The following is a 23,644-nucleotide window of genomic DNA, read 5'->3' as shown; positions in this document are numbered from 1 at the left end:
GGCCGCGCCGGCTACCGACTCGCCCCGTCGTTTTGACAGCATCACTCGGGACTCCCATCTCCAGCGGATTCGGTACCTCGCCAGAGCCTATGATTTGCACTGGCTGGTGCAGCAAGCCACGTTCGACACGCTCGGGCTCGACACACTGAGTGACGACGAATTGCTGGCACTGCATGCCGATCTCGACCTAGCCCTCGACTGCATCAGCGAAGGCACGGCGTTTGAAGAGGTGGGTCTGGTGCGAAAACTTTCTCGACGGTAGGAAGGGGACAACATGGAGAAGCAGTCGACGAACCCATGGCGGGTCATCGGGTGGATCGTGCTCGGGTTGCTCGTGCTCACGCTGATATTCTGCGGCGGCACATGCGCTCTGTTTATGAAAGGGGCTAGCGATGTCGCATCTGAGCGGCGGAGCACATCCGCCTCACCCTCTCCACCCCCAGCGCGTGGCGAGCCCGTACTCGCGTTGAGCATCGACGAGATGAACTGCACGGCCAGCCGCGGCGGCATGGCTATCGTTGAAGGCTTCGCGACGAACACTGGCCCCGAGGCGCTGCGATTTGTGAGCCTGCAATTCCGCCTGCGCGACAAGAGTGGTCAGCACGTGGGATTTGCCGAAGGTCATCTCCAGGTAGCACCACTGGCACCGGGCCAGCGCAGCCCATTTAAGGCCCTCGGCCCGTCGGAACCTTACGAACGCTGCAACTTCGAAAGCGCGATCGCTGGCGGAAAGGCTATCCGCGTGAGCGCCGGCACCCAATAAACCCCGGCGCCCCGGGCAGGTCGCAATCCCTGTTCAGAAAAAACATCACATTTTGTGTTGACACCGAATATCACGGTATGTGATTCTCGCTCCGCCAGCCATCCCGGCACCCAAAGGCGGAGCCAATGTCCACCTCAGTACCCGGCGCAACCGCGCCCACCACGAAGAAGCCCCAGCGCATCGACTTCCAGGCCGGCGGCCTGACCGTCGGCATCGAGCGCACCCCGGACGGGTTCCGGGCCGAGTTCTTCAGCCCCGGCCGCAGCATGTGCGTGCTGATCCTGTGGGGCGACCAGCTGCGCTTCCAGAACGACCCGGCATGGCCTGCCATCTGGGTCGGCGATACCGCGTGCATCGACGTCGACGCGCAGATGCTCGAGGTCGTCCGCATCTGGCACGCCGGCCTGCCGCCGCGCCGCGCTGTGATGCGCCTGGCGGACCGTCCGGAAGCCGCGCCGATTCCCGACGCCGCTGCCGTCGCCGCCGCGGCCGAACGCCAGCACGGAGCGCTCTGCGATGGCCGGCGCTGAAGTGAACCCGGCCATCACCGCCGGCATGCAGCGCGCGGTGCAGGTCATCGCCGAGGCCGGCGCGATGCCCGCCGACATGGCCCGCGACTACCTCGAGGGCCTGGGCATCTCCGCCCTCTACTACATGCGCGCCGCCTTCGGCGACGACTACGTGCGCGGATGGCTCGAGTCGGCGATGGCCGACCTCGACAGGCCGCCGGTGCTGATCTCCCCCATTCGCAACATGCACGGAGGCCACTGACATGGCCCGCGGTGACGTAACGATCACGATTCCCTGCGCGCATCAGGGCGAGATGAAGAACATCCAGGTGCGCGGCCAACGCCTCGGCGCATTCGTGGTGTTCCACCAGTGCCAGATCGAAGTGGCGCTCGGCGGTCGCGTTTATCCCGGTTGGAGCGTGACACACGCGCAGACGGGCCTGGCGGCGATCCCTGATGTAAACACACAGCGCGCGGCGCTGAACGCGGCGAAGGAGCTGCAAGGCTTGGCCGTCGACTGGGACTTCAGTGATCCCCTGACTGTGAAGCGGTGGCCGCGGGATGTCCTCGCGAAGATCCAGCGCATCCGCGAGATCGCACTGGGGTTCCGGTGAAGCCCCTCCCCTCCTTTGACCGCCGCGCACGGCCGACTGCCTGGCCTGCGCCTGCCGGTTCCGTCCTGCCCGTCGAGGGCCTGTTCACCGGGAATCGCGACATCGCGAACAGCTGGTGGACCGCCTCGCCTTCCCCGCACCCCGACCCCTACAAGGGAGACCGCTCCGAATGTGCCAGGTAACCGAACTCCGGCCCTACGCCAGCGCGCGCAAGCAGGGCCTTCGTCTGGGTCTGCCGCAGGCGACCGTCGTCCGCATGGTGGCGCGTGAGCGCGCGTCCGGCCTCAGTGGGAATGGCGTCGCCGGTGAGCTTCGCCAGCAAGCCATGCAACAGCGGACGCCTCCGGCGCCGGGTGCAGCATGAGCGCGCCCGTGGATGTGCTGGCGGTGGAGAAAGGAGATGGAGCGTGGTTCGTCTGCCGTGCTTCTGGAATCGTTGACGACGTTACCTTGCCGCTGCGGACGGGTCATGCCAGCGAGGCCGAGATTGCGAAGCGCGGTCGCATGCGCGCCTCTCGCGAGTTCAAGCGCCGGCATGGCCTGCACCCGTGCACCAAGGTGGACTGCGAGTACCAGGGTGTAGAGCGCGCCGCCCTCCGCGCCTGTGGGGGTGCGTGATGGGTCGGCCCACCGCAATTCAAGCCCTGGCCGCCACGAGCGGCAGTAACGAATTCTTCGTGCGGCCGACGCCGGCCGAGCTCCGGAAGTGGACCGCCATCCGCTATGCGGTCAACCGAGTGGCGCAGCAGTGCGCGCCCGGCGACCCGACGGCGCTGGACAAGCTGAAGGAATACACGCTGGCGGAGTACCGCCGCCTTGGCGGTGTCGCGTGAACCTGGCCGCCTACTGCATCGAGCGCACGCACCGCGGCGTCCCACCGCGCCCAGCCATCACCGCGCCGCCCAACGAGCATCGCGACTTCGTCGACGAAGCCACCCGCCTCCGCACGTTCGAGGTTTCCGCGCAGTGCCGCGGCGGCCACGTCGAGCGCTACACCCCGCCGCAAGGCGGAACAACCGCAGCACGCAACCACAAGGAAACCCTGTGATGAGCAGTGAAACCAAGCCGGTGTCGGATCCGGGGCGAACCGCCCTGTCTCCCGTCGCCACGAATGTCGCCGAGATGCTCGCCGATCTCAATGGCGGCGTGTTCCTCGAGCAGGTCGGCACCGCGATGTCCGACGTTGCCCTGGGCGTCGTGAACTTCGGCGACAAGGGCAAGACTGGCGAAGTCACCCTGAAATTCAAGATGACCCGGATCGGCGAGAGCAACCAGATCGCCCTGACCCACGCGATGGCCTACAAGCGGCCAACGTCAAAGGGCAAGCGCGGCGAAGAGTTGTCCGGCGATACGCCGCTGCATGTCAACACCGGCGGCCGCCTGACCCTCATGCCCGACACCCAGGGCAAGTTCCCTTTCGCCAAGTCCGGAGATGAAGAGTAATGGACCAGCAAGCACTGAAACTCATCCAGGAAACCGCGCTCAACGCCGAGGGCATGCGCAAAATCCTGACGCACAAGCCCGTGGCCGCGCTGCCGAACGACTACACCCTGCACGACCTGGAACCCTACGAGCAATATCGCTCGCAGTTCCGCGGCATCTTCAGTACCAACGCGATCGCCGCGCTGGCGTTCTACATCGAGGCCGAGAAGATCAAGCAGGCGGCCAACGGCGGCGAACCTCTCGTGTTCCCCGGTTTCGTCGACGTCGATGCGATGGCTGCTCGCGTGTTCTTCGATCTCAATGTCATCGACGCCGAAGGCAAGTTCCAGCCGGGCCACGCGCTCCACCAGGCGATCCTGCAATTGAAGAAGACCGCCGAGCATGCCGCCGTGCTGAGGGCCAACGGCAGCCAGTTCACTCAGGCTGACCTGATCGAATGGCTCGAAGACTGGCATCCCAACGTGTTCAGCCTCGCCGATGAGCAGGGCCAGCCGGTCACACCGGTTTCCGCTATCGCGGCGATCCGGCGCCTGGAGATCACGACCAAAAGCAACAGCTCCCACACGACCGAAGCCCTTCGGGCCGAGCGTACCGCGCTGGAGCAGGTGGAGGCACGTGGCGCCGGACAGCTTCCGACTCGCATCGTCTTCAACTGCGTGCCCTATCCGGGACTGCCGCGCCGGGATTTCCCGCTCCGCCTGTCGGTGATCACCAGCCACGACAAGCCGCGCTTGGTGCTGCGCATCGTCAATCTCGAGGCCATTGCCGAAGCGATTGCCGAGGACTTCCGCACCGCGCTCGCTGCGGCCATTGGCGGCGCCGCGACGCTCACCCTGGGCACGTTCAAGCCCTGACCGCCCCGCAGGGGCCTGGCGCCGGCATACCGCTGCCGCCGACGTCGGGCCCCTTTCCAGAGAATCACATGGGTTATCGCAATCCCCTACTCGATCTTCCCGCTGGCCGCGCACTGCGCGAGTTGCCGCTACCCGATCGCCAGCGAATTGAGGCTGTCATGCGCGAGCTGCGTGAGCAGGCCAACGACCAAGCCGAACATGCATGGGCAAAGCGTAAGGGACCGATGGCGGCGTACTGGCGAGCGGTTTCGACGTACGCCAGACACCTTGCCCACGCACTTTCGAAACCGGGAGATTCACCATGCTCGCAGTAAGCGTGATTCAGCCCTGGGCATGGCTGATCGTCCACGGGTACAAACCCGTCGACAATCGGAAGGAGCCCCACGAGCACCGCGGCCCCACCCTCATCCACGCCGGCCAGAAATTCGACCAGGCGGGCTACGACCTAGTCCGCGAGTGCTACCCGGAGATCCCGATGCCGGCGCCGGACGCCTTCCCGAAGGGCGGCATCGTTGGCGTCGCCACGATCACCGACTGCGTCACCCGATTGAACTCGAGCTGGTTCTTCGGTCCGTACGGCTTCCTCCTGGAAGACGCGAAGCCGCTGCCGTTGGTGCCCTTCCGCGGGCAACTGGGCTTTTTCAACGTGCCGGACAAGGCGCTGGCCGACCCGCGCGCCGCGCACCTCAGCGAACCGGCGGAGGCGTTCTAGGCATGGACCAGCTCTTTCCCCGGCCGCCGCGCCGCATGAAGCAGCCCACGAAGGACCAGCTGCGCGCTCAGCTCGTCCAGGCCGCGAGCGAGATAGAGCGCCTTCAGGGCGCGCTGGCGAACCGCTGGTGGCGTCGCCTGGCCCGCCGCCTGCGCCGGCAGGAGGTGCGCCATGGCTGAGCCCTACAGCGTGATCCTGGCGGATCCGGCGTGGCAGTACGCCGACAAGTCGCGGCACCGCGGCGGCGCTGAGCGCCACTACCCGACCATGAAGGTCCGCGACATCGCCGCCTTGCCGGTGAGCGACATCGCCGCTCCGAATGCCGCCCTGTTCCTGTGGGCCACCTGGCCGACGATGCCCGACGCCCTGCGCGTCATCGACGCCTGGGGCTTCCGGTTCCGGACCTGCGCTTTCGTGTGGGTCAAGACGACCAAGGCAGGGAATCACCACATCGGTATGGGCCACTACACCCGGGCCAACACCGAGCCCTGCCTGCTCGCCGTGCGCGGCCGCATGCCGGTGGCGTCCCGGGCGCAGCGGCAGGTTGTCCTCGCTGAGCGGCTGAAGCATTCCGCGAAGCCGGTCGAGGTGTACGACCGGATCGAATCGCTCTATCCCGCCGGCCGCCGCGCCGAACTCTTCGCCCGCAGCGCGCGCCCGGGCTGGGAATCGTTCGGACACGAAATCGACGGCCGCTGCCTTTCCCAATCGCTCATCCAGGAGGCCGCCGGCCATGTCCGATAGCAAAAGCCCTTCAGCACAGGCACGCGACGACCTACGCCTACTCATCGTCTGTGACACCCAGTTCGGCTGGAACGGCGGAACGACCCTCAAGCTCGAGGAAATCGAACGCCTCGTCGCGCGCGAATGGTTGGCCGAAGGAAAGGACAATTTCGAGTACGAAGTCACCGACGCCGGTCGCGCAGCCATCGATAGCGCCCTCACCCCCGCGCCGCAGGTTCCGGAGGGGGTGGTGCTGGTTCCGAGGGAGCCGACGCCGGAGATGGTCGAGGTCATCTGCGACAGGCACGCAGGCAAAAGTGTCTGGCCTGACGACTACGGGCATCCCGCGCGGGCAATCCGCCGCCACCAAGCGCGCGAGGGCTACCGCGCCATGCTCGCCGTCGCGGCGCTGAACCAACCCTTCGGAAAACCCGAAGAGTTGCCCCTGAACGAACCATCCGGAGATTCCGGACAGTTGGGCGCGCTGGAGCAGCGGCCGTCCCCGAGGTGGCGGCCAATGGAAACCTGCCCTGTCGATACGAAAGTCCTGCTGTGGAACGACGACACACAGGAAATCTCCATCGGCCACATGCCGTCTGATGCGCCCCGGCCGGATTGCGTGGTCGTTGCACGCACGGCCAGCTATGCCGATGCCTGGCATCCACTGCCTGCCGAGCCCGAAGTCGCCGCCGAGGATTCCGACCATGTGTGACCTGGAAAAGCGGGCTCAAGATCTCTTCTGGGCCATGATGCAGGCGCCCTACGCGGACACCACCATCGGCAACATCGTGTGCGCCGAGACGACGCCCCAGAAGTTGGAGTCGGCGTGGATTCCCCTCATCACCGCCGCCCTCTCCGCGCAGCCGCGTGGCGGGGAGGCGTGTAAGGGTCCGTGCACGCCCAATGATTTCTTCAACGGCAAGGCGTGTGACAACTGCATCGCCAATCGATACGCACCCCAGTCGCGCGAGGTGCCGGGCGACGTGTGGGGCCAGCTGGAAAAGTGGCTCGGCACCTACGCCGATTCCATCCCTACCGCCGCATACCACGAACTGGTTTCGATCCAGCGCGCCACAACCCCGCAGGACGCCGCCGGGGTGGAGGGGAATGCCTCCAGTCACGACCTTTGGTGCCTGCACCTTCAAGGCCCGGATGACGTGCATGCGGCGCCTAGCAAGGCTGAGGCTGAGCGTGTCGCCACTCAGGTGAATGAGCGCTTCTCTAGCCATGAGGTGAGCCCGAATGCTGTTGCTGCGCTATGGCCGCACTCCCCAGAGTCCCACGCTGAATCATTGACGAACTGGTCGGCAGAATGGGGAGCTGGCTCGGCGACTGCTCGCGCCTCAATCTGGATTCAGTTCAGCGAGGACGGGAGAAACATTCGGTTTTGGACCAGAGACCAAGACCGCGCACTTTCGGAATCATTCTGTCACGCTCGCCCATTGACGGCGTTCTACACCACCCTTCCGCCGGGCGTCGATGTCGGAAAGTTGCGGGAGTTGGTGGCGCGGTGGAAGCACGAAGCTGGACAGATGCTCAATACCATTGGCAACACCGATGCCGGCGTTGCTGTGGCGGATTCGGTCGCGGTCTGTGCCGACGAACTAACCGCAGCCATCGACGCCGCCGCGCCGGGGGTGGGCAATGGTTGAGAAACTCCACATCGGCGGCGTTGACCCTGAACACGAGCGTTGCCTGCGTTGCGGTTCTCCGCACCTAGACACGGGCTGGGAGTGCAATGACTGCGGCTACGACAACATGCCGCACTACGCCAATCCAGCGAGTGAGCGGCCCACCACGCCCGACGGCGCGAAGGGGGAGCGGTGATGGGCTGGTCAATCGGCTTTGATTCAACGTGGAAGCGGGACATCGGCTACGGCGTCCCGGCAACGTGCGACCACCCTGGGTGCAGCGAAGAGATCGACCGTGGTCTGTCATATGTCTGCGGTGGTGATGCCTACGGCGGCGAACATGGCTGTGGACTGTTCTTCTGCGGTAAGCACCAGAAGACCGCAGGAGACCGGCGGGACAATGCCCAACTCTGCCGGCGGTGCTATCACGGCCGTGCGCCGTTCAAGCCAACCGCCGACCTCCCGGTCTGGATTCGATTCAAGTTGCGCGATTCCAGCTGGGCCGGATGGCGGAAGCGCCACCCTGATCTGGTAGACGCGATCCGCGCGCAACTACGGGCGGCTGCGAGGGGGAGATGATGTCTGATTCCTGGCTCACCCCTGAAGAGGTGCAGCAGTTGACCGAACGACAGAGGTGGTCAGCCCAGTGCCGCGCCCTTGCCGCCATGGGCATCCCCTTCCGTCCGAATGCTGTTGGTCGGCCGCTAGTGGAACGGGCCGCGGTGCTCAGCGCCGAGCGCAGCGGTTCGCCGCGGAAGAAGTCTGAACCCAACTGGGAGAACGTCGGTGGGAAGGCCGCGTAAGCACAACAAGCACCTGCCCCGCTCCATGTTCCAGCGGCGCGGGGCGTACTACTTCGTCAAGGACGGGAAATGGCATCCGCTGGGCCGCGAGTACGGCGCTGCGCTCACGAAATATGCCGCCTTCGTCGGCACCCCGAAGCGGGTGCGGACGATCAACGACGCCATGTGGAGCGCCATCGAGCACGGCAAGACGCGGAAGCACAAGCGCCCGCTATCGAAGGCTACGATTGAAGGCTACCAGCACAGCGCGACCAGGCTCGGTCCGGTATTCGGGCACATGCCGCTGGAGGACCTGGAGGCGGACCAGGTGACCCGCTACGTGATCTCCGAGGGCACCGTGCAGGCCAATCGCGACAAGGCGTTTCTGTCGCTCACCTACACCCACGCCCGCATCTTGCACGGGTTCCGTGGGCACGACCCGACGAAGGGATTGCAGCTGCGCAACGAGGAAAACCCGCGAGACCGATACGTGACCGACGAGGAACTGGACATACTGATCGAGGCGGCGAGCCCGAAACTCGGTTGCATCGCCCGCTTCATCGAGCTCACCGGCATGCGCCAGAGCGACGCGCTTCGGGTGAAGATGACCGACCTCGACGACGAGGGATTCACCTACTGGAACACGAAGAGCAAGAAGTGGCAGGGCCTGGAATGGTCCGACGAGCTCAAGTCCGTCGTGGAAGATGCGAAGCGCCTATGGCGGCGGTTCGGGCGCGAGTGGCTGTTCGAGAGCAAGCCCAAGGGCAAGCACGCGGCGCGCGGTGTCGGTCCGTACACCCCGAGCGGCCTGCGCGCTCTCTGGCGCACAGCGCGCGCGAATGCCGCCAAGGTCGATCCGCGGGTGGCCGACGTCCGACTCCATGACTTGCGCGCAAAGGCTGGCAGCGACAAAGCCACCGACGAAGAGGCGCAGGCCCTGCTCGGCCACTCCGATTCGAAGGTCACCCGCAGGCATTACCGGCGCAAAGTGCAGCGCCAGAAACCCACCCGTTAGCGTCCAATATGAGTAATCCTGCTAATTTGCTTTCGACGTTTCAGGGCATATCGCGCAGGCCAGTATTGGACGAGCCAAGCGACGGGGAATCCCTGGAAACAGGCTCCGAGCTCGATGTTGCAAAAGGAGACTGTTAATCAGGGGGTCGTTGGTTCGAGTCCAACTTCGGGCGCCAGATTCGAAAGCCTCGCAGCGATGCGGGGCTTTTTTGTTGGGCCGGCATATGCCGCAATGCGGCGCATCCGCGGAGTCGCCGCCCTATTCCGGCCGTGACCGGCAACCACCTGCCTTGACAACGCGTATTTCCGACGGCGGGTACCTGTCCAGCAGATGCGCCGGGCGTATGGGACGCGCGCTGAAGTTGCCGCCGCAATTGGGGCATATCCCGTTCAACACCTCGCGGGCGCAGTCCATGCAGAATGTGCATTCGAAGGTGCAGATGACCGCTTCCGGCGATTCCGGCGGCAGCGCTTTTCCGCAGCATTCGCAAAAAGGGCGCAGTTCAAGCATGGCTCGTACCGAGGTCGGGCGCTCCGGGAAATCGTATCCCGCCGCGCACGGATGGATGGTCGCGTGTCAACTCCTGTCGGCAAAGCACGACGACCACGCCGTGCCCGTGCTTCATCCCCTTGACGCGACGGCGGGCCAGCGGCCCGCGGCGCGTGTCACCAGCAATCCGCCACCGTCCCGGTTCCGCTCTCGCCCTTCTCTCCTCTGGAGTTCAGCGTGAGCGTGCCGCATTTGGGATCCGGCTGTTCTTCTGTCGGAACAGCCTCGATCGCATAACTGGTGTCGTCGAAATCGCCGACCGGTTCAATATTGTAGAACTGCGCCACTTCCGCATCGCACTCACCGAGTGGAGCTTCCCGGTAGGTCATATTCGTCGTGTAAAAACGCTCCAGGTACTGGGCCCGTTCCTGCAGGCAGGCGGCGCCCGCCGATCGCCGTGACTTGATGACCTGATCCCGATAACTGGCGTAGGCAATCGTCGCCAGGATGGCGGTGATCGCCAGCACGATCAGCAGTTCGAGCAGGGAGAATCCTCGTTGCTTCATTCCGGTTTCCTCAGGTTCGAACTTGGCTAGTCACGGACAATCTCGCGCCACGAGACCCGTCTGGGTGCGCCCATGTCGGGATCGATCGCGGTATCGTTCAGCGTGCCCTTCGAGCCGCCCACCACCATCAACTTGTCGATCACCGTCGGCAGTGTCGGCATGCCGACGCCCGGATCGAACGATCCCACCGGCAAGCGTGTATTGCCATTCGCGATCTGATCGGAGCTGTTGACGGTACCGTCATTGTTGGCATCGAAGAACGTCTTGCTGGTGCTGGTACCGGTGAACGCATCGATCGCGTTCAGGAAGCCGGAACCGCCGGCGGCGCAGGGGTTGTCATCCTGTGGCGGGATGATGCTGCTGAAGATCAGCACCTTGCCCAGGATCGCGGGTCGACTCACCACGCGCTCGCCCGCGGTGGGCGTGCCCAGGTTGAGGTACCAGCCCTTCGCGGTGTCCACCAGGCCACCATGGGTTTCGAAGCCGCGCACCACGGAGCCATTCATCGTGCCGGTCACCACGATGTCCCGGCTGATCAGGTCGTCACGCCCAATCGGCTCGCTCGAACTGTCGATGAGCGCGTACACGGACTGGGTCGTCGTGTTGTCCACGTCGTCTTCGCTGATGAAGCTGCCGGTGCCGACGAATACCCAGCGCCGTCCCGACTGCGGCTCGCGGGCGAGCGCGAGACCCGTCGTGATCGGCTGGCCGGAAGCGGTGGTGAACATCGGTTGGCCGCTGAAGGCGATCGAAGCGGTCGCACCGGTGAAGTCGAATTTCCACAGATTGCCGCGCATGTCGCCGGCATAGATGTAGTCGACCGTGCCGTCGCCATTTTCATCCCAGCCACGCGGCGCGGCCATGCCGTTGTCGCCGCTCACGCCGGTATCGATGGTCTGGATAACGGCGCCTGTAGCGATGTTGATCACGAACAGGACCGCATTGCCGCTGGTGCTGTTGATGCCGTTGCCGACCACGATGGCCTTGGTGTGGTTGGCGTCATTCAGCGTGACGATGAGTGGCTCGCCCAGGACGTTGCCCATATGGGTGCCGCTGGTGAGTTCCCACTTCACGTCGGTGGCGCGGAAGCGCGCGGGGTCGGTGACGTCCAGCCCGAACAGGCCCTTGCCGCCGCGCCCGAGCGCGCCAACCAGGTAGTTGCGGCCGCCGGTCTGCGCGCGGGTGGATACCACGATCGGGCCATCCACGAAGTACTTGTGCTGGTAGTTCGGGTTGCTCAGCGAAGCCAGGTCGGTGAAGTTCACCCCGGCCGGAACGTAGGCGAACAGCTCCCGTCCTCCCGGAATCGCGTTGTTGCCGCTACCCACGCTGATGGCCGAGAATGCGTGCAGCATGCCGTCGTTGGCGCCCACGAAGATCGTCTCGCTGTCCTTCACGTACATCGGCGACGAGTTGACGATGTCGCCCAGCAGCACATCCCGGTTGCGCAGGGTGCCATTGGTGTTCTTGCGCTCGCGCGACGCGTCGCCCTTGATGTAGTTGGCATTGTCCGTGCCATTGACCGGAGCGACCAGGCGCGAACTCTGGTTGAGCAGGGTGACCTGATCGCTGGTCGGGAACGTCGCCCCCTGGGTCCCGTTCCAGGTGAAGATGCTGCGGGAACTCCACACCGGGAACTGCCGCGAGGCCTCCCAGGCCGGGTTTCGCGCCACGCCCGCCGCGGTGGCGTCATAGGCGGACAACTCGCCGGTCCAGCTGCCCGACATGTACTTGGCCTGGTAGACACGCGTGTCCGATACGAATGAGGTACTGTTGGCGGTCACGTTGGATGCCGACCCCTGGCGCTTGGCCATGGTGTTGATGGCATCCTGCAGGCCCTGGACGAAGTTCTGGGTATTGTTGGCCACGATGAAATCGCCACGCCCATTGACCGCCGCGTGCCAGAGATCGTCGATGCGCTGTGCGCCGCTGTTGCTGATGGGGTCCGGCCAGCGCGTGCTGCCGTTGGTGATTGCATCCAGGGTGGCCTGGGTGGGATTCAGGGTGCCCTTCTGTCCGATGGAGACGCCGAAGGTGACCATGTGCTGCCAGAACGCCGGATCGTCGTCCGAATCGGGGACATCGTTTTCCAGGTCGCGCAGGTCGCGCTTCCAGTAGTACATGGCGATATCGGCCAGGGTGTTGCCCCGGCTGCCGGGCGAGGTCGCGAAATTGTCCCGGTAGGGCGAGGCGACCGCGTAGGTATAGCTCTTGTCGTTGGGACCGGTGACGGTGGGCCCAGCCGTGCCATCCGCGTCGCCCACGGCATTGAAGCCAGAATCGCTGTTCCAGTAGCCATCGGTGGTGAGAATGGTGAAGTTCTGGCGGCAGCTCAGCATGGAACCCTCGATCACCGGTCCCATCGGATCGGGCGCCCCCGTGGCCAGGCCCGAAAAATACTGTCCGGCCCGGTGCAATGCGCGCCGCAATGGCGTATTGCCACCGCCCGTCGCCGTTTGCAGGTAGGTGAACCAGGTTGTCTTGTTGGCGCCTTCGAACCGGCCGCCACTGGAATCCACGGGAATGTAATACGGCAGGCCGCTGATGTTGCGGTTGAGCGTGTCCAGGCCCACGCGGATGTTGCTTTCAAGCTGCGCGAATGCCTCGCTGGCGCCGGCCTTGGCGACCTTCATGCGGGTGCGGTGATAGGAATACCAGGTCGCATAATTGATCTTCTCGGCGGCCGCATCACGCCCCGTGGTCGGGGTCGTAACCATGCAGGCTCGCCAATAGACATCGTTGGTGCTGTCGTAGCCGCCATTCCGATTGTTGCCGCAGCCGGAATCCGCCACGCCGTTCGCATCGTTGCGATTGCCCACGGCGCTGCGGATGATGCGCCCGTCCGTCAGGATCTGGAAACGATAGTAGTCGCCGAGACCGGTGGCCGTTGTCGCCGTGGCGGGATTCTTCGGCACGAAGAAGGTCTGTACCTGCTCCCCCAGGTCGATGGCATCGGTCAGCGCGCTGGGATTCCAGTAGGCCGAACCGTAGGTGGTGCCGCCGGTGTAGCGGGACCGATTGGCGCCCATCCACGCGTGGTACGTCACCGCAGGGTTGTAGTAGATGCTGTTGTTGATATAGGACTTGTCGGCAAGGTTGTCGCGCAGCCCTATCCGCACACCGTAATCGTCGCGCTGCGGGTCCCAGGGGTCCGCCACGTCATGCGGCATGGCGATGAAATTCATCGAACCGGAGTCGTCCAGGATGAACATCATGTTCGGCGGAGGGTACGGCCGGCCGGACTGCAAAGGCACGTCCGGAACCGTGATCGCCCCGCCTGGCAGCGAAACAAGCGTGGCCGCGCAGGCCAGCAGCATCGGCAACAGGCGGCCACCATGGCTCCCCTTCCTGTTTCCACGCGGTTTGTTGTTGGGGATGTTCATAGGAATGTCCGTCACGGCACGGCGTAGGTGGATTGCAGCAGCACTTCGGCACGATCGTTGGCCTGGCTGCGCGCGGTGATGCGGTAGCGGTACTCGGTGCCCGTGCAGCCGCTGGTCAGCGACACGTCGCCGGTGGTGGTGCAGGTGCCCTTGGGAGGCACGTTGGTGGCCAGCAGCTCGATGATGTACTTCGGCTGCGCGGTCTGGTCGCCCAGTTGTGTCTGCGCTACCGGCGCCGCGGCCCAGACGTCCTCGCTGGTCCACACCGGCGCTGCCTGGGGATCCGGGATGCCGCAGCGTCCGTTGGCGCATCCGGCCGCATATATCTGCTTCTGCGCGGCGATGGCCTCACCTTCGCGCAGGGCGGCTTCGACGGCCTGGAAAGACAGACTGCGATCGCGCTGGTTGGCGCTCATGCGCTCCTCCAGCAGCGTACCGCGCATGCTCGCCAACGCCAGCAACGTCATCACCAGCAACAGGATGAGCACGACGATCAGGGTGGCGCCGCGCTGGCGTCCGGCACCCCGGCCTCGAGTGGAATGTTGTCGATTCATGGCGCGCGGTTCCTCAATGCCACGGTATGCTCGAGCCGGCGGTTGATCGGGTTGCCATCCGTGCCGACGTTCTCGTTGGTTCGCAGGGTCAGGACAATCTTGACCGCGACCACATTGGGCCAGTCGGGACTGGGGTCCGCATCGACATATTCATCGTCCCCCCGCACCAGGTATTCCAGTTGCATGTCGGTGACGCCGTCGGCGATTTCCTCGGCCTGGGCCTCGGGCGCGGCCCCGTTGAAGCGAAGCGTGCGGCGATACAGCGATCTTCCCCCGCGCGCATTGTTGCCGACGTACCATTGCATGGCGCGATACACGGCGATGACCGCGTTCTGGTCATACAGGTAGGGGCTGTTGCCCGCACCATTGGTGCAGACCACCGGATAACCCAGGTGCTTGGTGCAGTTACCCGGTGTGCCCGCACCGCTGTTGTGCTGGATCTTGAGGCCGGCCGGGGTCTGGGTGACCTGGACGATCGAGGCCTGGTTGAAATCGCAGATCATGATGACGTCGTTGTTCTGCAGGCCCGTGGTCGCGTTGACCTCGATGTCCGCCGAGGGTTCGGGCATCTTGACCACCACCCGGATGCTGCTGTCGACGCTGGCCTTGATTTCAATCGCATCCGTGCCCGCGACGCGCTCTGCGGTGCCACCACCGGTATTCAGTCCCTGGGCCGCGGTTCCGCCGTCGTAACCGATCAGCCCTCCGTTCCAGTTGGACCACCACGACGCCGCCGGGTCGTTCAGCACATTGGCTATGGGCAGGTCGTTGGCGCATGGGTTGCCGCCGGCTTCGCGCACGTCGCGTGCCATCAGCTCGAACGAGGTGCGAAGGTTCTCTTGGACGCGTCCCAGGTTGTCGGTCGCGCGATAGGTCTCGCGGTTGCTCATGAAGATGGTGATGGCCGCGCCCGCGACCAGCATGCCCAGCAGCATGGAGATCATCAACTCCACCAGCGAAAGGCCGCGGATGGAAAACCGGCGTTGGGGTTGCACGCGCCTCATAGCCGGGTCCTCGTGGTGACCTGCTGGGTGGTCTCTTCCTGTCCGCGGGCACTGCGCGATTCATCCCATTGCACCGTGATCTCGCAGCTCACGCCGCCACAATTGATCTGCCCGCAGGTTGTTTCACCGATCGTGGCGTGCAGGGACTGGATCCAGTTGTGCAGATCGGTGGCGGCCAGCGACGCACCCCCATCGGGGGCATTGCAGGTCATCGCGGTGAGGTTGTATCCCCCGATCCGCGCGACGTCGATGTTGGCCCGCATCGCATCCAGGATGGCGTAGGTCTGGATGATCGCCTGACTGCGCTCGAGCGAACTCTGGCTGTTGCGCAGGGCGGTTGCCTGCATCGCGGCGATGCCAAGCAGGCCGACCCCGAGAATCAACACGGCGATCAGCACTTCCAGCAGGCCCGCGCCGATCTGCTGCGTTCTGGCGGGAAAAGCATGACGCAATCGATTCATGGAAATGCCCATGGTTTCAGGGACAAACGCCGTTGCCATTGTTCGACGAGGTGGAAATGCGGCTGCCGCTTCCCATGTTGATGACGCGACGGTTTTCCGCGGGTTGCGTGGTGGGAATGCAGACGGTGACGATGTCGGCGGAAACCAGGGCGCCCCCCGTGCGGGCAAGACCATCGGCACGGAAGGTGATCGTTCCCTGCCCGCCGCTCAGGCGCAGCGGAGCGGTCGCGGTTCCCGAGCGAAGCACCTCGCCGTCGCTGGCCACCACCACCAGCCAGCGTCCCCAATTGCCGGCATCGTTGGCGCAGGTGGCGCCGTCGGTGGTCCGGCAGACCGAGACGCTGCCATTGCGCCGGATGGCCTCCATGCGCGCCTGCTGGAACGCCGCGATGATCTCGTTGGTCCCGCTGGCCAGCCGGTTGTTGTTGACCACGGCCAGCAGGTACGGCGATGCCACCGCCGCCAGGATGGCCAGCACGGCCGCGGTCACGAGCAGTTCAATCAGGCTGAAACCCGCTTGGCCGGCACCCCTGCCAGCCCATCTCCGGGCCTCACGCTTGCATCCAGATGACATAGGTTGCTTCCCCGGTGAGCAGGCGCACCGTAGACCCGGTGCGCCGCGACCGCCAGTCGGGAGCCGATGGGCGGCGGCGTTGAAGGCATCAACGGGCGGACGCTGCCAATCGCCGGTCCTTCGGGCATCATGCGGCCGGGTCTCCCCTTTTTCGCCGGTCCATGAAGGCAGTCCAGCAGAACGCGCCACTCGATGCCCTCTGGCAGGCCCCCGCCATCATCTGGGTCGTGCTCGCGGGGGAAGGCGTCGCAGCGGTACTGACCCTGGCACCGGGCGGAGGCGTCAGTCCCTGGGTCTATTTCGGGCTCACCTCGCTGGTCGTCCAATGGATCTCGCTGACCACCCTGGGCGCCCTTTATCTGCTGCGGCGCCCCTTGGGCAGGCTGCGTCCGCCCTATGTCGCATATACCGCGCTGTGCCTGCTGGTACTGACCACCTGGCTGTTCTGCGCAGCCACCTGGTTGTTGCTGGGCGATCTATGGTCAAGCCTGAAGGACGACTGGAAAGATATGTTCCTGCGCTTCACCGGCGTGGCCATCACCGTCGGCCTGCTCGGTCTGGCCGCCTTCCAGAATCATTGGCGCGCGCGCCAGATGGCGGTGAAGGCCAAGCAGGCGGAACTCGAGGCGCTGCAGGCGCGGATACGGCCGCACTTCCTGTTCAACACGCTCAACAGCGCCACCGCGCTGGTCCATCAACGACCGCAGGATGCCGAACGGATGCTGCTGGATCTGTCGGATCTGTTTCGCGCGGCCCTGGCCGGTCCCCGCGAGATCCCGCTGGCCGAGGAGTTGGCGCTGACCCGGCGCTACCTGGAGATCGAGGGCCTGCGCTTCGGCGAACGCCTGCACGCACGCTGGGACCTGCCCGACACCGTGCCGGAGGTGAGGGTTCCTACCCTGTCCATCCAGCCGCTCGTGGAGAACGCCATTCGCCACGGCATCGAACCCAGTCCGTCCGGCGGCACGCTCGACATCGGCGTGGCGGCATCGGTGCGCGACATCGTCATCACCATCCGCAATCCGATCCCGGAACGGGCGATGCCGACCCGCGGGCACCAGGTCGGCCAGAGCTCGGTGCGCGCCCGCATCCATGCGCTGACCCAGGGCCTGGGGCAACTGGAAACCCGCCAGGAAGACGGCCATTACCTGGCCGTCATCACCCTACCGCGCGAGGGCGGGAATGAAGCCGGGAAAGCGGCGCTTTCCGCTTTCCCGGATGGGCCTGATCAGGTCAGCACCCGGTAGCAGGGCTTGTACTCGCCGGCGATCTTCATGCGCCGCTGCTCGACGAAGGCGCGCAGGAGCGCGTCCAGCGCCTGCATCATGTCGGCGTCGCCATGGATCTCGAACGGACCGAACTCCTCGATCCGGCGCATGCCGTCTTCCTTGACGTTGCCGGCGACGATGCCGGAGAACGCGCGGCGCAGGTCCGCCGCCAGCGCGTGCGCGGGACGGCCATGGTGCAGATCCAGCGCGGCCATCGCTTCGTGGCTGGGCACGAACGGCTGCTGGAAATCGCCCGGGATATCCACCGCCCAGTTGAAGAAGAACGAGTCCTTCTGCTGGATTCGGTACTCGCGCACCTTGCGGATGCCGGCCCCCATCTTCTTCGCCACCGCGACCGGGTCACCGATGATGATTTCGTAGCGCCGGGTCGCTTCCTCGCCGAGGGTCAGGCGGATGAACTGATCAATCTGCTCGAAGTACGGCGCGGCGATGGTCGGTCCGGTCAGGAACAGCGGGAACGGCAGTTCGGCGTTTTCCTCGCGCAGCAGGATGCCCAGCAGATAGAGGATTTCCTCCGCCGTACCGACGCCGCCGGGGAACACGATGATGCCGTGGCCGATGCGCACGAACGCCTCCAGGCGCTTCTCGATGTCCGGCATGATCACCAGGTGGTTGACGATCGGGTTCGGCGATTCCGCGGCGATGATGCCCGGCTCGGTGATGCCGATGTAGCGCGTGGTGCGGCGGCGCTGCTTGGCGTGGGCGATGGTGGCGCCCTTCATCGGCCCCTTCATCGCGCCCGGACCGCAGCCGGTGCAGATGTCCAGCCCGCGCAGGCCCAGCTCGTAGCCGACCTGCTTGGTGTACAGGTATTCATCGCGCGAGATCGAGTGGCCGCCCCAGCACACCACCAGGTTCGGGTCGGCCGGGCGCAGGATGCGCGCATTGCGCAGCAGTCCGAACACCGCGTTGGTGATGCCCGAGGAGGTGTCCAGGTCGTCCTTGCAATCCGGCCCCAACTCGATGGCGGTATAGGCCAGGTCGCGAACCACCGCGAACAGCAGTTCGGCCACGCCCCGGATGATCTCGCCGTCGACGAAGGCCATCGCCGGCGCATTGAACAGATCGATGCGGACGCCACGGTCCTGCTGCAGCACCTGGATGTCGAAATCCGGGTACAGGTCGCGGGCGGCGCGCGGGTCGTCCGACGCGCTGCCGCTGGTCAGGACGGCCAGCGCGCAGCGGCGCAGCAGGTCGTGCATGCCGCCCGCCGAAGCGTCGCGCAGGCGGGCCACTTCGGCCCGGGACAGCACATCCAGCGCCCCGCGGGGGTGGATCTGCGCGTTCTGTACCGGCAACGCCCTCGATGGCGCTTCACTCATATGTTTGTTTCCCGTCGTTTTTTCGTGTCATGACCCGATGACTTTAGCGCAGTCCCGCGCTCAAGGCATTCCCATAAAAAAACGGCCGGGTTGCCCCGGCCGTTTCTGGTGTTCCCTGGCCTTGCGGCTTAGAACTTGTACTTCAGGCCCAACATGACCGACCAGCGCGACACGCCGGTGTTGCCCTTGTCGTTGTTGTTTTCCTGGATCTGCGAGCTGTCGGTGCTGCCGCTGAAGTGGTAGACGTACTTGCCGGTGGCCGGATCGATACCGGCGTAGCTGGCCACGCGGCGGGTCGAGTTGAAACCGTAGTCGTCGATCAGGCCCCACTTCTTGTTCAGCAGGTTGCCGATGTTCATGATGTCCAGCGACAGCTCGGTCTTGTGGCCCTTCATGAAGCCCGGCAGTTCCTGGCTGAAGCGCACGTCAAAGCTGTTGACCCACTTGGCGCGGAACGCATTGGCCGGCGCGATCTGGCCGCGATACTTCTGCAGTTCCGGGTTCTGGCTCAACCAGTCGAAGAACGCCTGCTCCATCTGGGCGCCGCCGGTGAACAGCACGTCGCCCGGGGCCGCCGGCACGTAGAACAGGTCGTTGAACAGACCGGCGTTGCTGGTGCTGGTGGTCGGGTTGCTGTCGCCGTTCAGATCGTTGTAGTAGATGTAGCTGTACGGACGGCCGGTGCGGCCTTCGTAGAACAGGCCGATGCGGGTGTCGTAGTCACCGAAGAACTGGTGCTTCCACTCCACGGTACCGGTGATGCGATCGCGGATGGCATAGCGCGAGTCCCACGCGGTATCGCCGTTGACCGCACCGATCAGGGTGCTGCCCCAGTTCGAGGTGTTCTGCGAGCTGGTCAGCGGGCTGACTTCGGTCGCCTTGGTGTAGGTGTACGCCAGCGACCAGGACCAGTCGTTGAGCATCGGCTTGTTCAGGCCGAAGGTGTACTGGCGGCTCTTGCCCTCGTCGGTGTTGCGCAGAAGCATCACATCGCCGATGCCGGCCGGGCGGTTGGCCTTGGGAGACGGGCCATTGGGCGTGTAGACAATGCCCCGGGTCGGATTGGCGTTGGCCGGGTTGAGGCCAGCCGCGTTCCAGAAGATTGGACGACCATCCTGACCGTAGGCGGTCGGGCCCTGGCCGGTGGCGTTGTACATGTCCAGGCGGTCCACCACGATGCCGTCGTTGACCTTGGTGAACAGCAGCTCGGCCGACGCGACAATGCCGTACCACGGCAGTTCGTGATCCAGGGCGATGTTCGCCTTCCACACCGACGGCAGCTTCAGGCCGGGCTCGACGATGTCGACGTTGGCGCGCGCGTTGCCGGCCTGGCAGTTGGCCGGGATGTTCGGCGCCGGGCTCGGCGAGAACACCGGGGCCTGGTCGCCGGAGCAGCTGTATTCGACGTAGTTCAGGCCGGTGTTCTGGTAGGTGCCGGCCAGCCACACGTTCGGGGCAGCGCCACCGAACAGGCCCACGCCACCACGCAGCTGGGTCGGGCGGTCGCTGTCGAAGGTGTAGTTGAAGCCGAAGCGCGGCTGCACCAGCTTGTCATCGACGGTCTGGGTGTTGTCGTAGCCGTAGGTCTGCTCGATCAGCGGGTTGTACAGGCGCTGGTCGCTGAAGTCCGGGATATCGACGCGCAGGCCGAAGGTCAGGGTCAGGTTGTAGTTGACCGCCCAGGTGTCCTGCGCGAACAGGCCGACGTTCTTCAGGGTGTACTCGGCCGGGATGTCGTTGATGCTGCCGCCCGGACGCGGGGCACGGATCTGGTAGTTGCTCGGCGTGCCGGCGCGGAACGCGTCGATATTGTCGAACGAATAGACGCCGTTCACCGCGCGGCCGTAGAAGTTCAGGATGTCGTTCTTCGAGTAGTCGAAGCCGAACTTCACGGTGTGGTCACCGATGTACCAGTTGGCCGCACCGAAAGCGGTCGTTTCCTTGGTCTCGATGATGTTGACATGGCTGTTGATCTCGGTGCCCAGGAACACCGACGACTGGCCGTTGGAGCCAAAACCGCGGACTTCGATCTGCGGCAGGTTCGAGAAGGTGCTGCGCACCGCCGAGTAGTCCTTGTAGCCGACCTTGAACTCGGTGGAGAAGTTCTCGTTCCAGTCGCTGAACAGTTCGCCGACGTAGCTTTCGAAGGTCTTCGGCAGCGCGTACCAGAAGCTGCTCAGCGAGACGCTGTTGTTGTCGATTTCCGGGAAGCGCAGGACGCTCTGCTCCAGCTTGCTGTAACGCAGGGCGGCGCGATGGTTTTCGTTGATGTTCCAGTCCAGCTTCAGCGCGTACTCTTCGATCTCGGTCTTGTTGGTGCCCGGCAGCGTGAAACCGCCCGCGCTGATGCCGTGGTCGTTGGCCGCCGAAACGAGGTCGGCGATGTCGGCGTCGGTGATGTTGCCGGTGCCGTAGGGGGTGTTGGTCAGGCTGGTGCCCGGCGCGCTGCGCTCGTACTTCTCGTAGTTGGCGAAGAAGAACAGCTTGTCCTTGACGATCGGGCCGCCGAAGGTGGCACCGTAGGTCATTTCGTCGTCGAAGCCGTTGAACTTGACGCCTTCCAGTTCCTCGCGCACCCAACTCTTGTCGCGATAGGTGCCGTAGACGGTGCCGTGGAATTCATTGGTACCCGACTTGGTGACCGCGTTGATCACCGCGCCGGTGCCGCCGACGATGGTCACGTCGTAGTTGGCCAGATCGATGTTGATTTCCTCGATGGCGTCCATCGAGACCGGCTGGCGTTCGGTCGGCAGGTTGTTGGATTCCAGGCCGAACGGGTCGGCGACGCTGACGCCGTCGATGCGGATGGCGTTGTAGCGCGTGTTCTGGCCGCCCGCGGAGATCGCGCCGTCCGCCTTGCTGACCTGCGAGATGCGCGGATCCAGGCGGATGTAGTCCTGGATGTTGCGGTTCGCCGACGGCAGCGCTTCGATGCTCTCGCGGTTGATGTTGGAACCGGTGCCCATCTTGGTGGCGCTGAACACTTCCGAGCCGCCCGCCACGCCGACCGCGGTGACGGTCTCGAGGGTGGTGGTGGCATCGCCGGTCAGCGCGGCATTGACCGTGTTGACCTGGTTGAGGTTCAGGTAGACGTTGTCTTCGGTCTTGGTACCGGAGCCGGACTTGGTCACGGTGATCTGGTACGGGCCGCCCACGCGCAGGCCGCGGGCGCTGTAACGGCCGCTGGCGTCGGTGGTGACGCGGCTGGTCGTGCCGGATTCGACGTGGGTGATGACCACCTCGGCACCGGTGACGGGCTGGCCATCGGCACCGGTGACCACGCCGCCGACGCCGGCGGAGGTGCTCTGGGCGAAGACCGGGGCGGCGGCAAGCGCGGCGACGAGGCCAAGGGTGAGCTTGGACATCCGGAGACAACGGGATTGATTCATGAGTGTGAGCCTCGGTACGGGAATTGGCGTTGCGAAACTGGCTGGCTAAATGCGGACGCGCAGGCGGCCCGCCTCTCGGCGGGTCGTGGGGGGGCATTTCTGGGGTTCCCTGAGCCTACGCGGAACGGCCGCGTTGGTTAATAACAGGTTAACACGATAGGACCATTTTGTGACCGCCGCGTGACAAAAATTCCGCGCTGCAGCACTTTTTCCCGGCGCCGGCTCAGATGCTCGGCGGCAGCTTGAGGTAGGTCCCGATGCCGTCCAGGAACATCTGCACGGAAAGGGCCACCAGCAGCATGCCCATCAGGCGTTCGACCGCGGTCAGGACGCGCCGGCCAAGCCATTTGTAGAGCAGTGTGGCGGAGAAAAGGATCGCCGAGGTCGCGCCCCAGGCCAGGATGAGGGCCAGGCTCCAGTCCGCCAGCCGGGCCGGCTCGTTGCTGCCCATCAGCATCACCGCCGCCATGCCGGACGGGCCGGCCACCAGCGGGATGGCCAGCGGCACGATGAATGGCTCGCCGCCGGGGATTTCCCCCATCAGGCCTTCCGGCCGCGGGAAGATCATGCGGATGCCGATCAGGAACAGCACGATGCCGCCGGCGATCGCCACCGACTCCTGCCGCAGGTGCATCATTTCCAGGAAATACTTGCCGCCCCACAGGAACATCATCAGCACGGCCAGCGCGATCAGCAGTTCGCGGGCCAGCACGACCCGCTGCCGCTGCGGCGTCAGTGGTTTGAGCACGCTCAGGAACACCGGGATGTTGCCCAGCGGGTCCAGGATCAGGAACAACAGCAGTGCGGCCGAAAGGATGGTCATGCCCGGACGGTCCAGACGCGGCCCCGGTGTTCGGCGCCCGCGGATGACAGCAATGTGACACAGGCGGCCCCGTACCGGGCCGGATCACAGGCCTGGCCGTCGCTGTCGTCGGCATAGGCGCGCGAGCGCAGGCCGGTGCTCATCGGCCCGGGCTGCAGGCCCGAGACCCTGACCGGTCCACCGGCCAGTTCGGCCGCCAGCATGTCCACCAGGCCGGCCAGCCCATGCTGGGCCACGCCGTAACCGCCCCAGTAGGCCTGCCCCACCCGGGACAGGTCGTCCATGGCGAATACCAGCGCGGCGTCATCGGACTGCTTGAGCAACGGCAGGCAGGCCTGCGACAGCCACCACGGCGCGGTCAGGTTGACGTGGAGCGCGCGCGCGAACGCCGCCGGATCCGTGTGCTCCAGCGGGGTCAGGCCGCGGAACTCGGCGGCGCAATGCAGCACGCCGTCCAACCTCCCCAGTTCCGCGTACAGGCGGTCGACCAGTTCGGCATAGTCGTCGGGCGAAGCGCCTTCCAGATCCAGCGGATACAAGAGGGGCTCCTGTCCCGCCTGCGCCACCGCGTCGTAGATGCGGTTCAACTTGGGCACCTTGCGTCCCAGCAGCACCAGGGTCGCGCCCGCTTCGGCGCATGCCAGCGCGGCGGCGGCGCCAAGGCCACCATGCGCGCCGCTGATCAGCACCACGCGGTTGTCCAGCGCGCGTACCGCGCGGGTAGGCAGATCGATGAGGCTCACG

General features: G+C 65.2%; 27 protein-coding genes. 16 read left to right on the top strand and 11 right to left on the bottom strand.

All coding sequences use genetic code 11. The features are described from left to right. Nucleotides 1–94 precede the first annotated feature (94 nt). The 15 genes from IB228_RS02215 to IB228_RS02140 all read left to right on the top strand — a co-directional run bounded on the left by IB228_RS02215 (nt 95) and on the right by IB228_RS02140 (nt 9,046). Nucleotides 95–262 carry a hypothetical protein gene (locus tag IB228_RS02215; protein ID WP_225562192.1) on the top strand — a complete coding sequence of 56 codons (168 nt, stop codon included), beginning with the start codon at nt 95–97 and terminating at the stop codon, nt 260–262. A gap of 12 nt (nt 263–274) precedes the next feature. Then, nucleotides 275–763, top strand: a complete 489-nt coding sequence (locus IB228_RS02210; RefSeq protein ID WP_192197447.1) for an FxLYD domain-containing protein — start codon at nt 275–277, stop codon at nt 761–763. Nucleotides 764–888: 125 nt separating this feature from the next. Next, nucleotides 889–1,293, top strand: a complete 405-nt coding sequence (locus IB228_RS02205; RefSeq protein ID WP_192197446.1) for a hypothetical protein — start codon at nt 889–891, stop codon at nt 1,291–1,293. After that, nucleotides 1,280–1,534 carry a hypothetical protein gene (locus tag IB228_RS02200; RefSeq protein ID WP_192197445.1) on the top strand — a complete coding sequence of 85 codons (255 nt, stop codon included), beginning with the start codon at nt 1,280–1,282 and terminating at the stop codon, nt 1,532–1,534. Before IB228_RS02205 ends, IB228_RS02200 begins: the two co-directional genes overlap by 14 nt. Before the next feature lies 1 nt (nt 1,535). Further along, on the top strand, nt 1,536–1,886 hold the full coding sequence (locus IB228_RS02195; protein WP_192197444.1) for a hypothetical protein: 351 nt from the start codon (nt 1,536–1,538) through the stop codon (nt 1,884–1,886). Nucleotides 1,887–2,503: 617 nt separating this feature from the next. Further along, on the top strand, nt 2,504–2,719 hold the full coding sequence (locus IB228_RS02190) for a hypothetical protein (RefSeq protein ID WP_192197443.1): 216 nt from the start codon (nt 2,504–2,506) through the stop codon (nt 2,717–2,719). Continuing rightward, nucleotides 2,716–2,934: a hypothetical protein gene (locus IB228_RS02185; RefSeq protein ID WP_192197442.1), complete on the top strand. Its 219-nt coding sequence runs from the start codon at nt 2,716–2,718 to the stop codon at nt 2,932–2,934. Before IB228_RS02190 ends, IB228_RS02185 begins: the two co-directional genes overlap by 4 nt. Further along, nucleotides 2,934–3,329 (top strand): hypothetical protein, encoded by a 396-nt coding sequence (locus IB228_RS02180; RefSeq protein ID WP_192197441.1) that lies wholly within the window; start codon nt 2,934–2,936, stop codon nt 3,327–3,329. Before IB228_RS02185 ends, IB228_RS02180 begins: the two co-directional genes overlap by 1 nt. Then, a complete protein-coding gene (locus IB228_RS02175; protein WP_192197440.1) occupies nt 3,329–4,183 on the top strand; it encodes a DUF2303 family protein in 855 nt (284 codons plus the stop codon). The genes IB228_RS02180 and IB228_RS02175 overlap by 1 nt, the downstream gene beginning before the upstream one ends. A gap of 301 nt (nt 4,184–4,484) precedes the next feature. Next, on the top strand, nt 4,485–4,895 hold the full coding sequence (locus IB228_RS02170; RefSeq protein WP_192197439.1) for an ASCH domain-containing protein: 411 nt from the start codon (nt 4,485–4,487) through the stop codon (nt 4,893–4,895). A 2-nt stretch (nt 4,896–4,897) separates the two neighbouring features. After that, a complete protein-coding gene (locus IB228_RS02165) occupies nt 4,898–5,074 on the top strand; it encodes a hypothetical protein (RefSeq protein WP_192197438.1) in 177 nt (58 codons plus the stop codon). After that, nucleotides 5,067–5,639, top strand: coding sequence for an MT-A70 family methyltransferase (locus tag IB228_RS02160; RefSeq protein ID WP_192197437.1), 573 nt, complete (start codon nt 5,067–5,069; stop codon nt 5,637–5,639). Before IB228_RS02165 ends, IB228_RS02160 begins: the two co-directional genes overlap by 8 nt. Continuing rightward, nucleotides 5,629–6,330, top strand: a complete 702-nt coding sequence (locus IB228_RS02155; RefSeq protein WP_192197436.1) for a hypothetical protein — start codon at nt 5,629–5,631, stop codon at nt 6,328–6,330. The genes IB228_RS02160 and IB228_RS02155 overlap by 11 nt, the downstream gene beginning before the upstream one ends. Next, nucleotides 6,323–7,270 (top strand): hypothetical protein, encoded by a 948-nt coding sequence (locus tag IB228_RS19900; protein ID WP_192197435.1) that lies wholly within the window; start codon nt 6,323–6,325, stop codon nt 7,268–7,270. Before IB228_RS02155 ends, IB228_RS19900 begins: the two co-directional genes overlap by 8 nt. Nucleotides 7,271–8,077: 807 nt before the next feature. Continuing rightward, nucleotides 8,078–9,046, top strand: a complete 969-nt coding sequence (locus IB228_RS02140; RefSeq protein ID WP_192197433.1) for a tyrosine-type recombinase/integrase — start codon at nt 8,078–8,080, stop codon at nt 9,044–9,046. A gap of 258 nt (nt 9,047–9,304) precedes the next feature. On the opposite strand, the gene IB228_RS02135 is transcribed toward IB228_RS02140, so the two are convergent. The 7 genes from IB228_RS02135 to IB228_RS02105 all read right to left on the bottom strand — a co-directional run bounded on the left by IB228_RS02135 (nt 9,305) and on the right by IB228_RS02105 (nt 16,077). Then, the gene (locus IB228_RS02135; protein WP_192197432.1) at nt 9,305–9,556 is read right to left on the bottom strand and encodes a DUF1272 domain-containing protein; all 252 of its coding nucleotides are present in this window, start codon (nt 9,554–9,556) and stop codon (nt 9,305–9,307) included. 155 nt (nt 9,557–9,711) lie between these two features. Continuing rightward, complete coding sequence (locus IB228_RS02130) at nt 9,712–10,101, bottom strand: type IV pilin protein (RefSeq protein WP_192197431.1); 390 nt, start codon at nt 10,099–10,101, stop codon at nt 9,712–9,714. Between the two features lie 26 nt (nt 10,102–10,127). Beyond that, the gene (locus tag IB228_RS02125) at nt 10,128–13,484 is read right to left on the bottom strand and encodes a PilC/PilY family type IV pilus protein (protein ID WP_225562191.1); all 3,357 of its coding nucleotides are present in this window, start codon (nt 13,482–13,484) and stop codon (nt 10,128–10,130) included. Nucleotides 13,485–13,495: 11 nt separating this feature from the next. After that, nucleotides 13,496–14,038 (bottom strand): PilX N-terminal domain-containing pilus assembly protein, encoded by a 543-nt coding sequence (locus tag IB228_RS02120; protein WP_183643467.1) that lies wholly within the window; start codon nt 14,036–14,038, stop codon nt 13,496–13,498. Then, nucleotides 14,035–15,033 (bottom strand): PilW family protein, encoded by a 999-nt coding sequence (locus tag IB228_RS20030; RefSeq protein ID WP_192197430.1) that lies wholly within the window; start codon nt 15,031–15,033, stop codon nt 14,035–14,037. Before IB228_RS20030 ends, IB228_RS02120 begins: the two co-directional genes overlap by 4 nt. Nucleotides 15,034–15,038: 5 nt before the next feature. Further along, nucleotides 15,039–15,503 carry a type IV pilus modification protein PilV gene (gene pilV, locus IB228_RS02110; protein WP_183644782.1) on the bottom strand — a complete coding sequence of 155 codons (465 nt, stop codon included), beginning with the start codon at nt 15,501–15,503 and terminating at the stop codon, nt 15,039–15,041. A 16-nt stretch (nt 15,504–15,519) separates the two neighbouring features. Beyond that, nucleotides 15,520–16,077, bottom strand: a complete 558-nt coding sequence (locus IB228_RS02105) for a GspH/FimT family pseudopilin (protein ID WP_183643473.1) — start codon at nt 16,075–16,077, stop codon at nt 15,520–15,522. Between the two features lie 161 nt (nt 16,078–16,238). Here IB228_RS02105 and IB228_RS02100 point away from each other — a divergent pair, with 161 nt between their 5' ends. Continuing rightward, nucleotides 16,239–17,324, top strand: coding sequence for a histidine kinase (locus IB228_RS02100; RefSeq protein WP_192197429.1), 1,086 nt, complete (start codon nt 16,239–16,241; stop codon nt 17,322–17,324). Here IB228_RS02100 and ppnN read toward each other — a convergent pair. The 4 genes from ppnN to IB228_RS02080 all read right to left on the bottom strand — a co-directional run bounded on the left by ppnN (nt 17,306) and on the right by IB228_RS02080 (nt 23,643). Then, entirely contained in the window at nt 17,306–18,688 is a 1,383-nt protein-coding gene (ppnN, locus tag IB228_RS02095) for a nucleotide 5'-monophosphate nucleosidase PpnN (protein ID WP_192197428.1), read from the bottom strand. The two genes, IB228_RS02100 and ppnN, sit on opposite strands and share 19 nt — an antisense overlap. A gap of 128 nt (nt 18,689–18,816) precedes the next feature. Continuing rightward, nucleotides 18,817–22,053, bottom strand: coding sequence for a carboxypeptidase regulatory-like domain-containing protein (locus IB228_RS02090; RefSeq protein WP_183643483.1), 3,237 nt, complete (start codon nt 22,051–22,053; stop codon nt 18,817–18,819). A 247-nt stretch (nt 22,054–22,300) separates the two neighbouring features. Then, complete coding sequence (locus IB228_RS02085) at nt 22,301–22,900, bottom strand: YhgN family NAAT transporter (RefSeq protein ID WP_183643487.1); 600 nt, start codon at nt 22,898–22,900, stop codon at nt 22,301–22,303. Beyond that, nucleotides 22,897–23,643, bottom strand: a complete 747-nt coding sequence (locus tag IB228_RS02080) for an SDR family NAD(P)-dependent oxidoreductase (RefSeq protein ID WP_192197427.1) — start codon at nt 23,641–23,643, stop codon at nt 22,897–22,899. Before IB228_RS02080 ends, IB228_RS02085 begins: the two co-directional genes overlap by 4 nt. Between the last annotated feature and the right edge of the window lies 1 nt (nt 23,644).

Origin of the sequence: Pseudoxanthomonas sp. PXM04 (assembly GCF_014851695.1) — a bacterium.
In the GTDB taxonomy this organism is placed as follows: domain Bacteria; phylum Pseudomonadota; class Gammaproteobacteria; order Xanthomonadales; family Xanthomonadaceae; genus Pseudoxanthomonas_A; species Pseudoxanthomonas_A beigongshangi.
This window is presented reverse-complemented; position numbering and strand designations above follow the sequence as displayed.

Coding starts and splice junctions, on each gene's coding strand:
- IB228_RS02210 (WP_192197447.1), top strand. CDS start 275: ATGGAGAAGCAGTCGACGAACCCATGGCGGGTCATCGGGTGGATCGTG.
- IB228_RS02205 (WP_192197446.1), top strand. CDS start 889: ATGTCCACCTCAGTACCCGGCGCAACCGCGCCCACCACGAAGAAGCCC.
- IB228_RS02200 (WP_192197445.1), top strand. CDS start 1,280: ATGGCCGGCGCTGAAGTGAACCCGGCCATCACCGCCGGCATGCAGCGC.
- IB228_RS02195 (WP_192197444.1), top strand. CDS start 1,536: ATGGCCCGCGGTGACGTAACGATCACGATTCCCTGCGCGCATCAGGGC.
- IB228_RS02190 (WP_192197443.1), top strand. CDS start 2,504: ATGGGTCGGCCCACCGCAATTCAAGCCCTGGCCGCCACGAGCGGCAGT.
- IB228_RS02180 (WP_192197441.1), top strand. CDS start 2,934: ATGAGCAGTGAAACCAAGCCGGTGTCGGATCCGGGGCGAACCGCCCTG.
- IB228_RS02175 (WP_192197440.1), top strand. CDS start 3,329: ATGGACCAGCAAGCACTGAAACTCATCCAGGAAACCGCGCTCAACGCC.
- IB228_RS02170 (WP_192197439.1), top strand. CDS start 4,485: ATGCTCGCAGTAAGCGTGATTCAGCCCTGGGCATGGCTGATCGTCCAC.
- IB228_RS02165 (WP_192197438.1), top strand. CDS start 4,898: ATGGACCAGCTCTTTCCCCGGCCGCCGCGCCGCATGAAGCAGCCCACG.
- IB228_RS02160 (WP_192197437.1), top strand. CDS start 5,067: ATGGCTGAGCCCTACAGCGTGATCCTGGCGGATCCGGCGTGGCAGTAC.
- IB228_RS02155 (WP_192197436.1), top strand. CDS start 5,629: ATGTCCGATAGCAAAAGCCCTTCAGCACAGGCACGCGACGACCTACGC.
- IB228_RS19900 (WP_192197435.1), top strand. CDS start 6,323: ATGTGTGACCTGGAAAAGCGGGCTCAAGATCTCTTCTGGGCCATGATG.
- IB228_RS02140 (WP_192197433.1), top strand. CDS start 8,078: ATGTTCCAGCGGCGCGGGGCGTACTACTTCGTCAAGGACGGGAAATGG.
- IB228_RS02135 (WP_192197432.1), bottom strand. CDS start 9,556: ATGCTTGAACTGCGCCCTTTTTGCGAATGCTGCGGAAAAGCGCTGCCG.
- IB228_RS02130 (WP_192197431.1), bottom strand. CDS start 10,101: ATGAAGCAACGAGGATTCTCCCTGCTCGAACTGCTGATCGTGCTGGCG.
- IB228_RS02125 (WP_225562191.1), bottom strand. CDS start 13,484: ATGAACATCCCCAACAACAAACCGCGTGGAAACAGGAAGGGGAGCCAT.
- IB228_RS02120 (WP_183643467.1), bottom strand. CDS start 14,038: ATGAATCGACAACATTCCACTCGAGGCCGGGGTGCCGGACGCCAGCGC.
- pilV (WP_183644782.1), bottom strand. CDS start 15,503: ATGAATCGATTGCGTCATGCTTTTCCCGCCAGAACGCAGCAGATCGGC.
- IB228_RS02105 (WP_183643473.1), bottom strand. CDS start 16,077: ATGTCATCTGGATGCAAGCGTGAGGCCCGGAGATGGGCTGGCAGGGGT.
- IB228_RS02100 (WP_192197429.1), top strand. CDS start 16,239: ATGAAGGCAGTCCAGCAGAACGCGCCACTCGATGCCCTCTGGCAGGCC.
- ppnN (WP_192197428.1), bottom strand. CDS start 18,688: ATGAGTGAAGCGCCATCGAGGGCGTTGCCGGTACAGAACGCGCAGATC.
- IB228_RS02090 (WP_183643483.1), bottom strand. CDS start 22,053: ATGTCCAAGCTCACCCTTGGCCTCGTCGCCGCGCTTGCCGCCGCCCCG.
- IB228_RS02085 (WP_183643487.1), bottom strand. CDS start 22,900: ATGACCATCCTTTCGGCCGCACTGCTGTTGTTCCTGATCCTGGACCCG.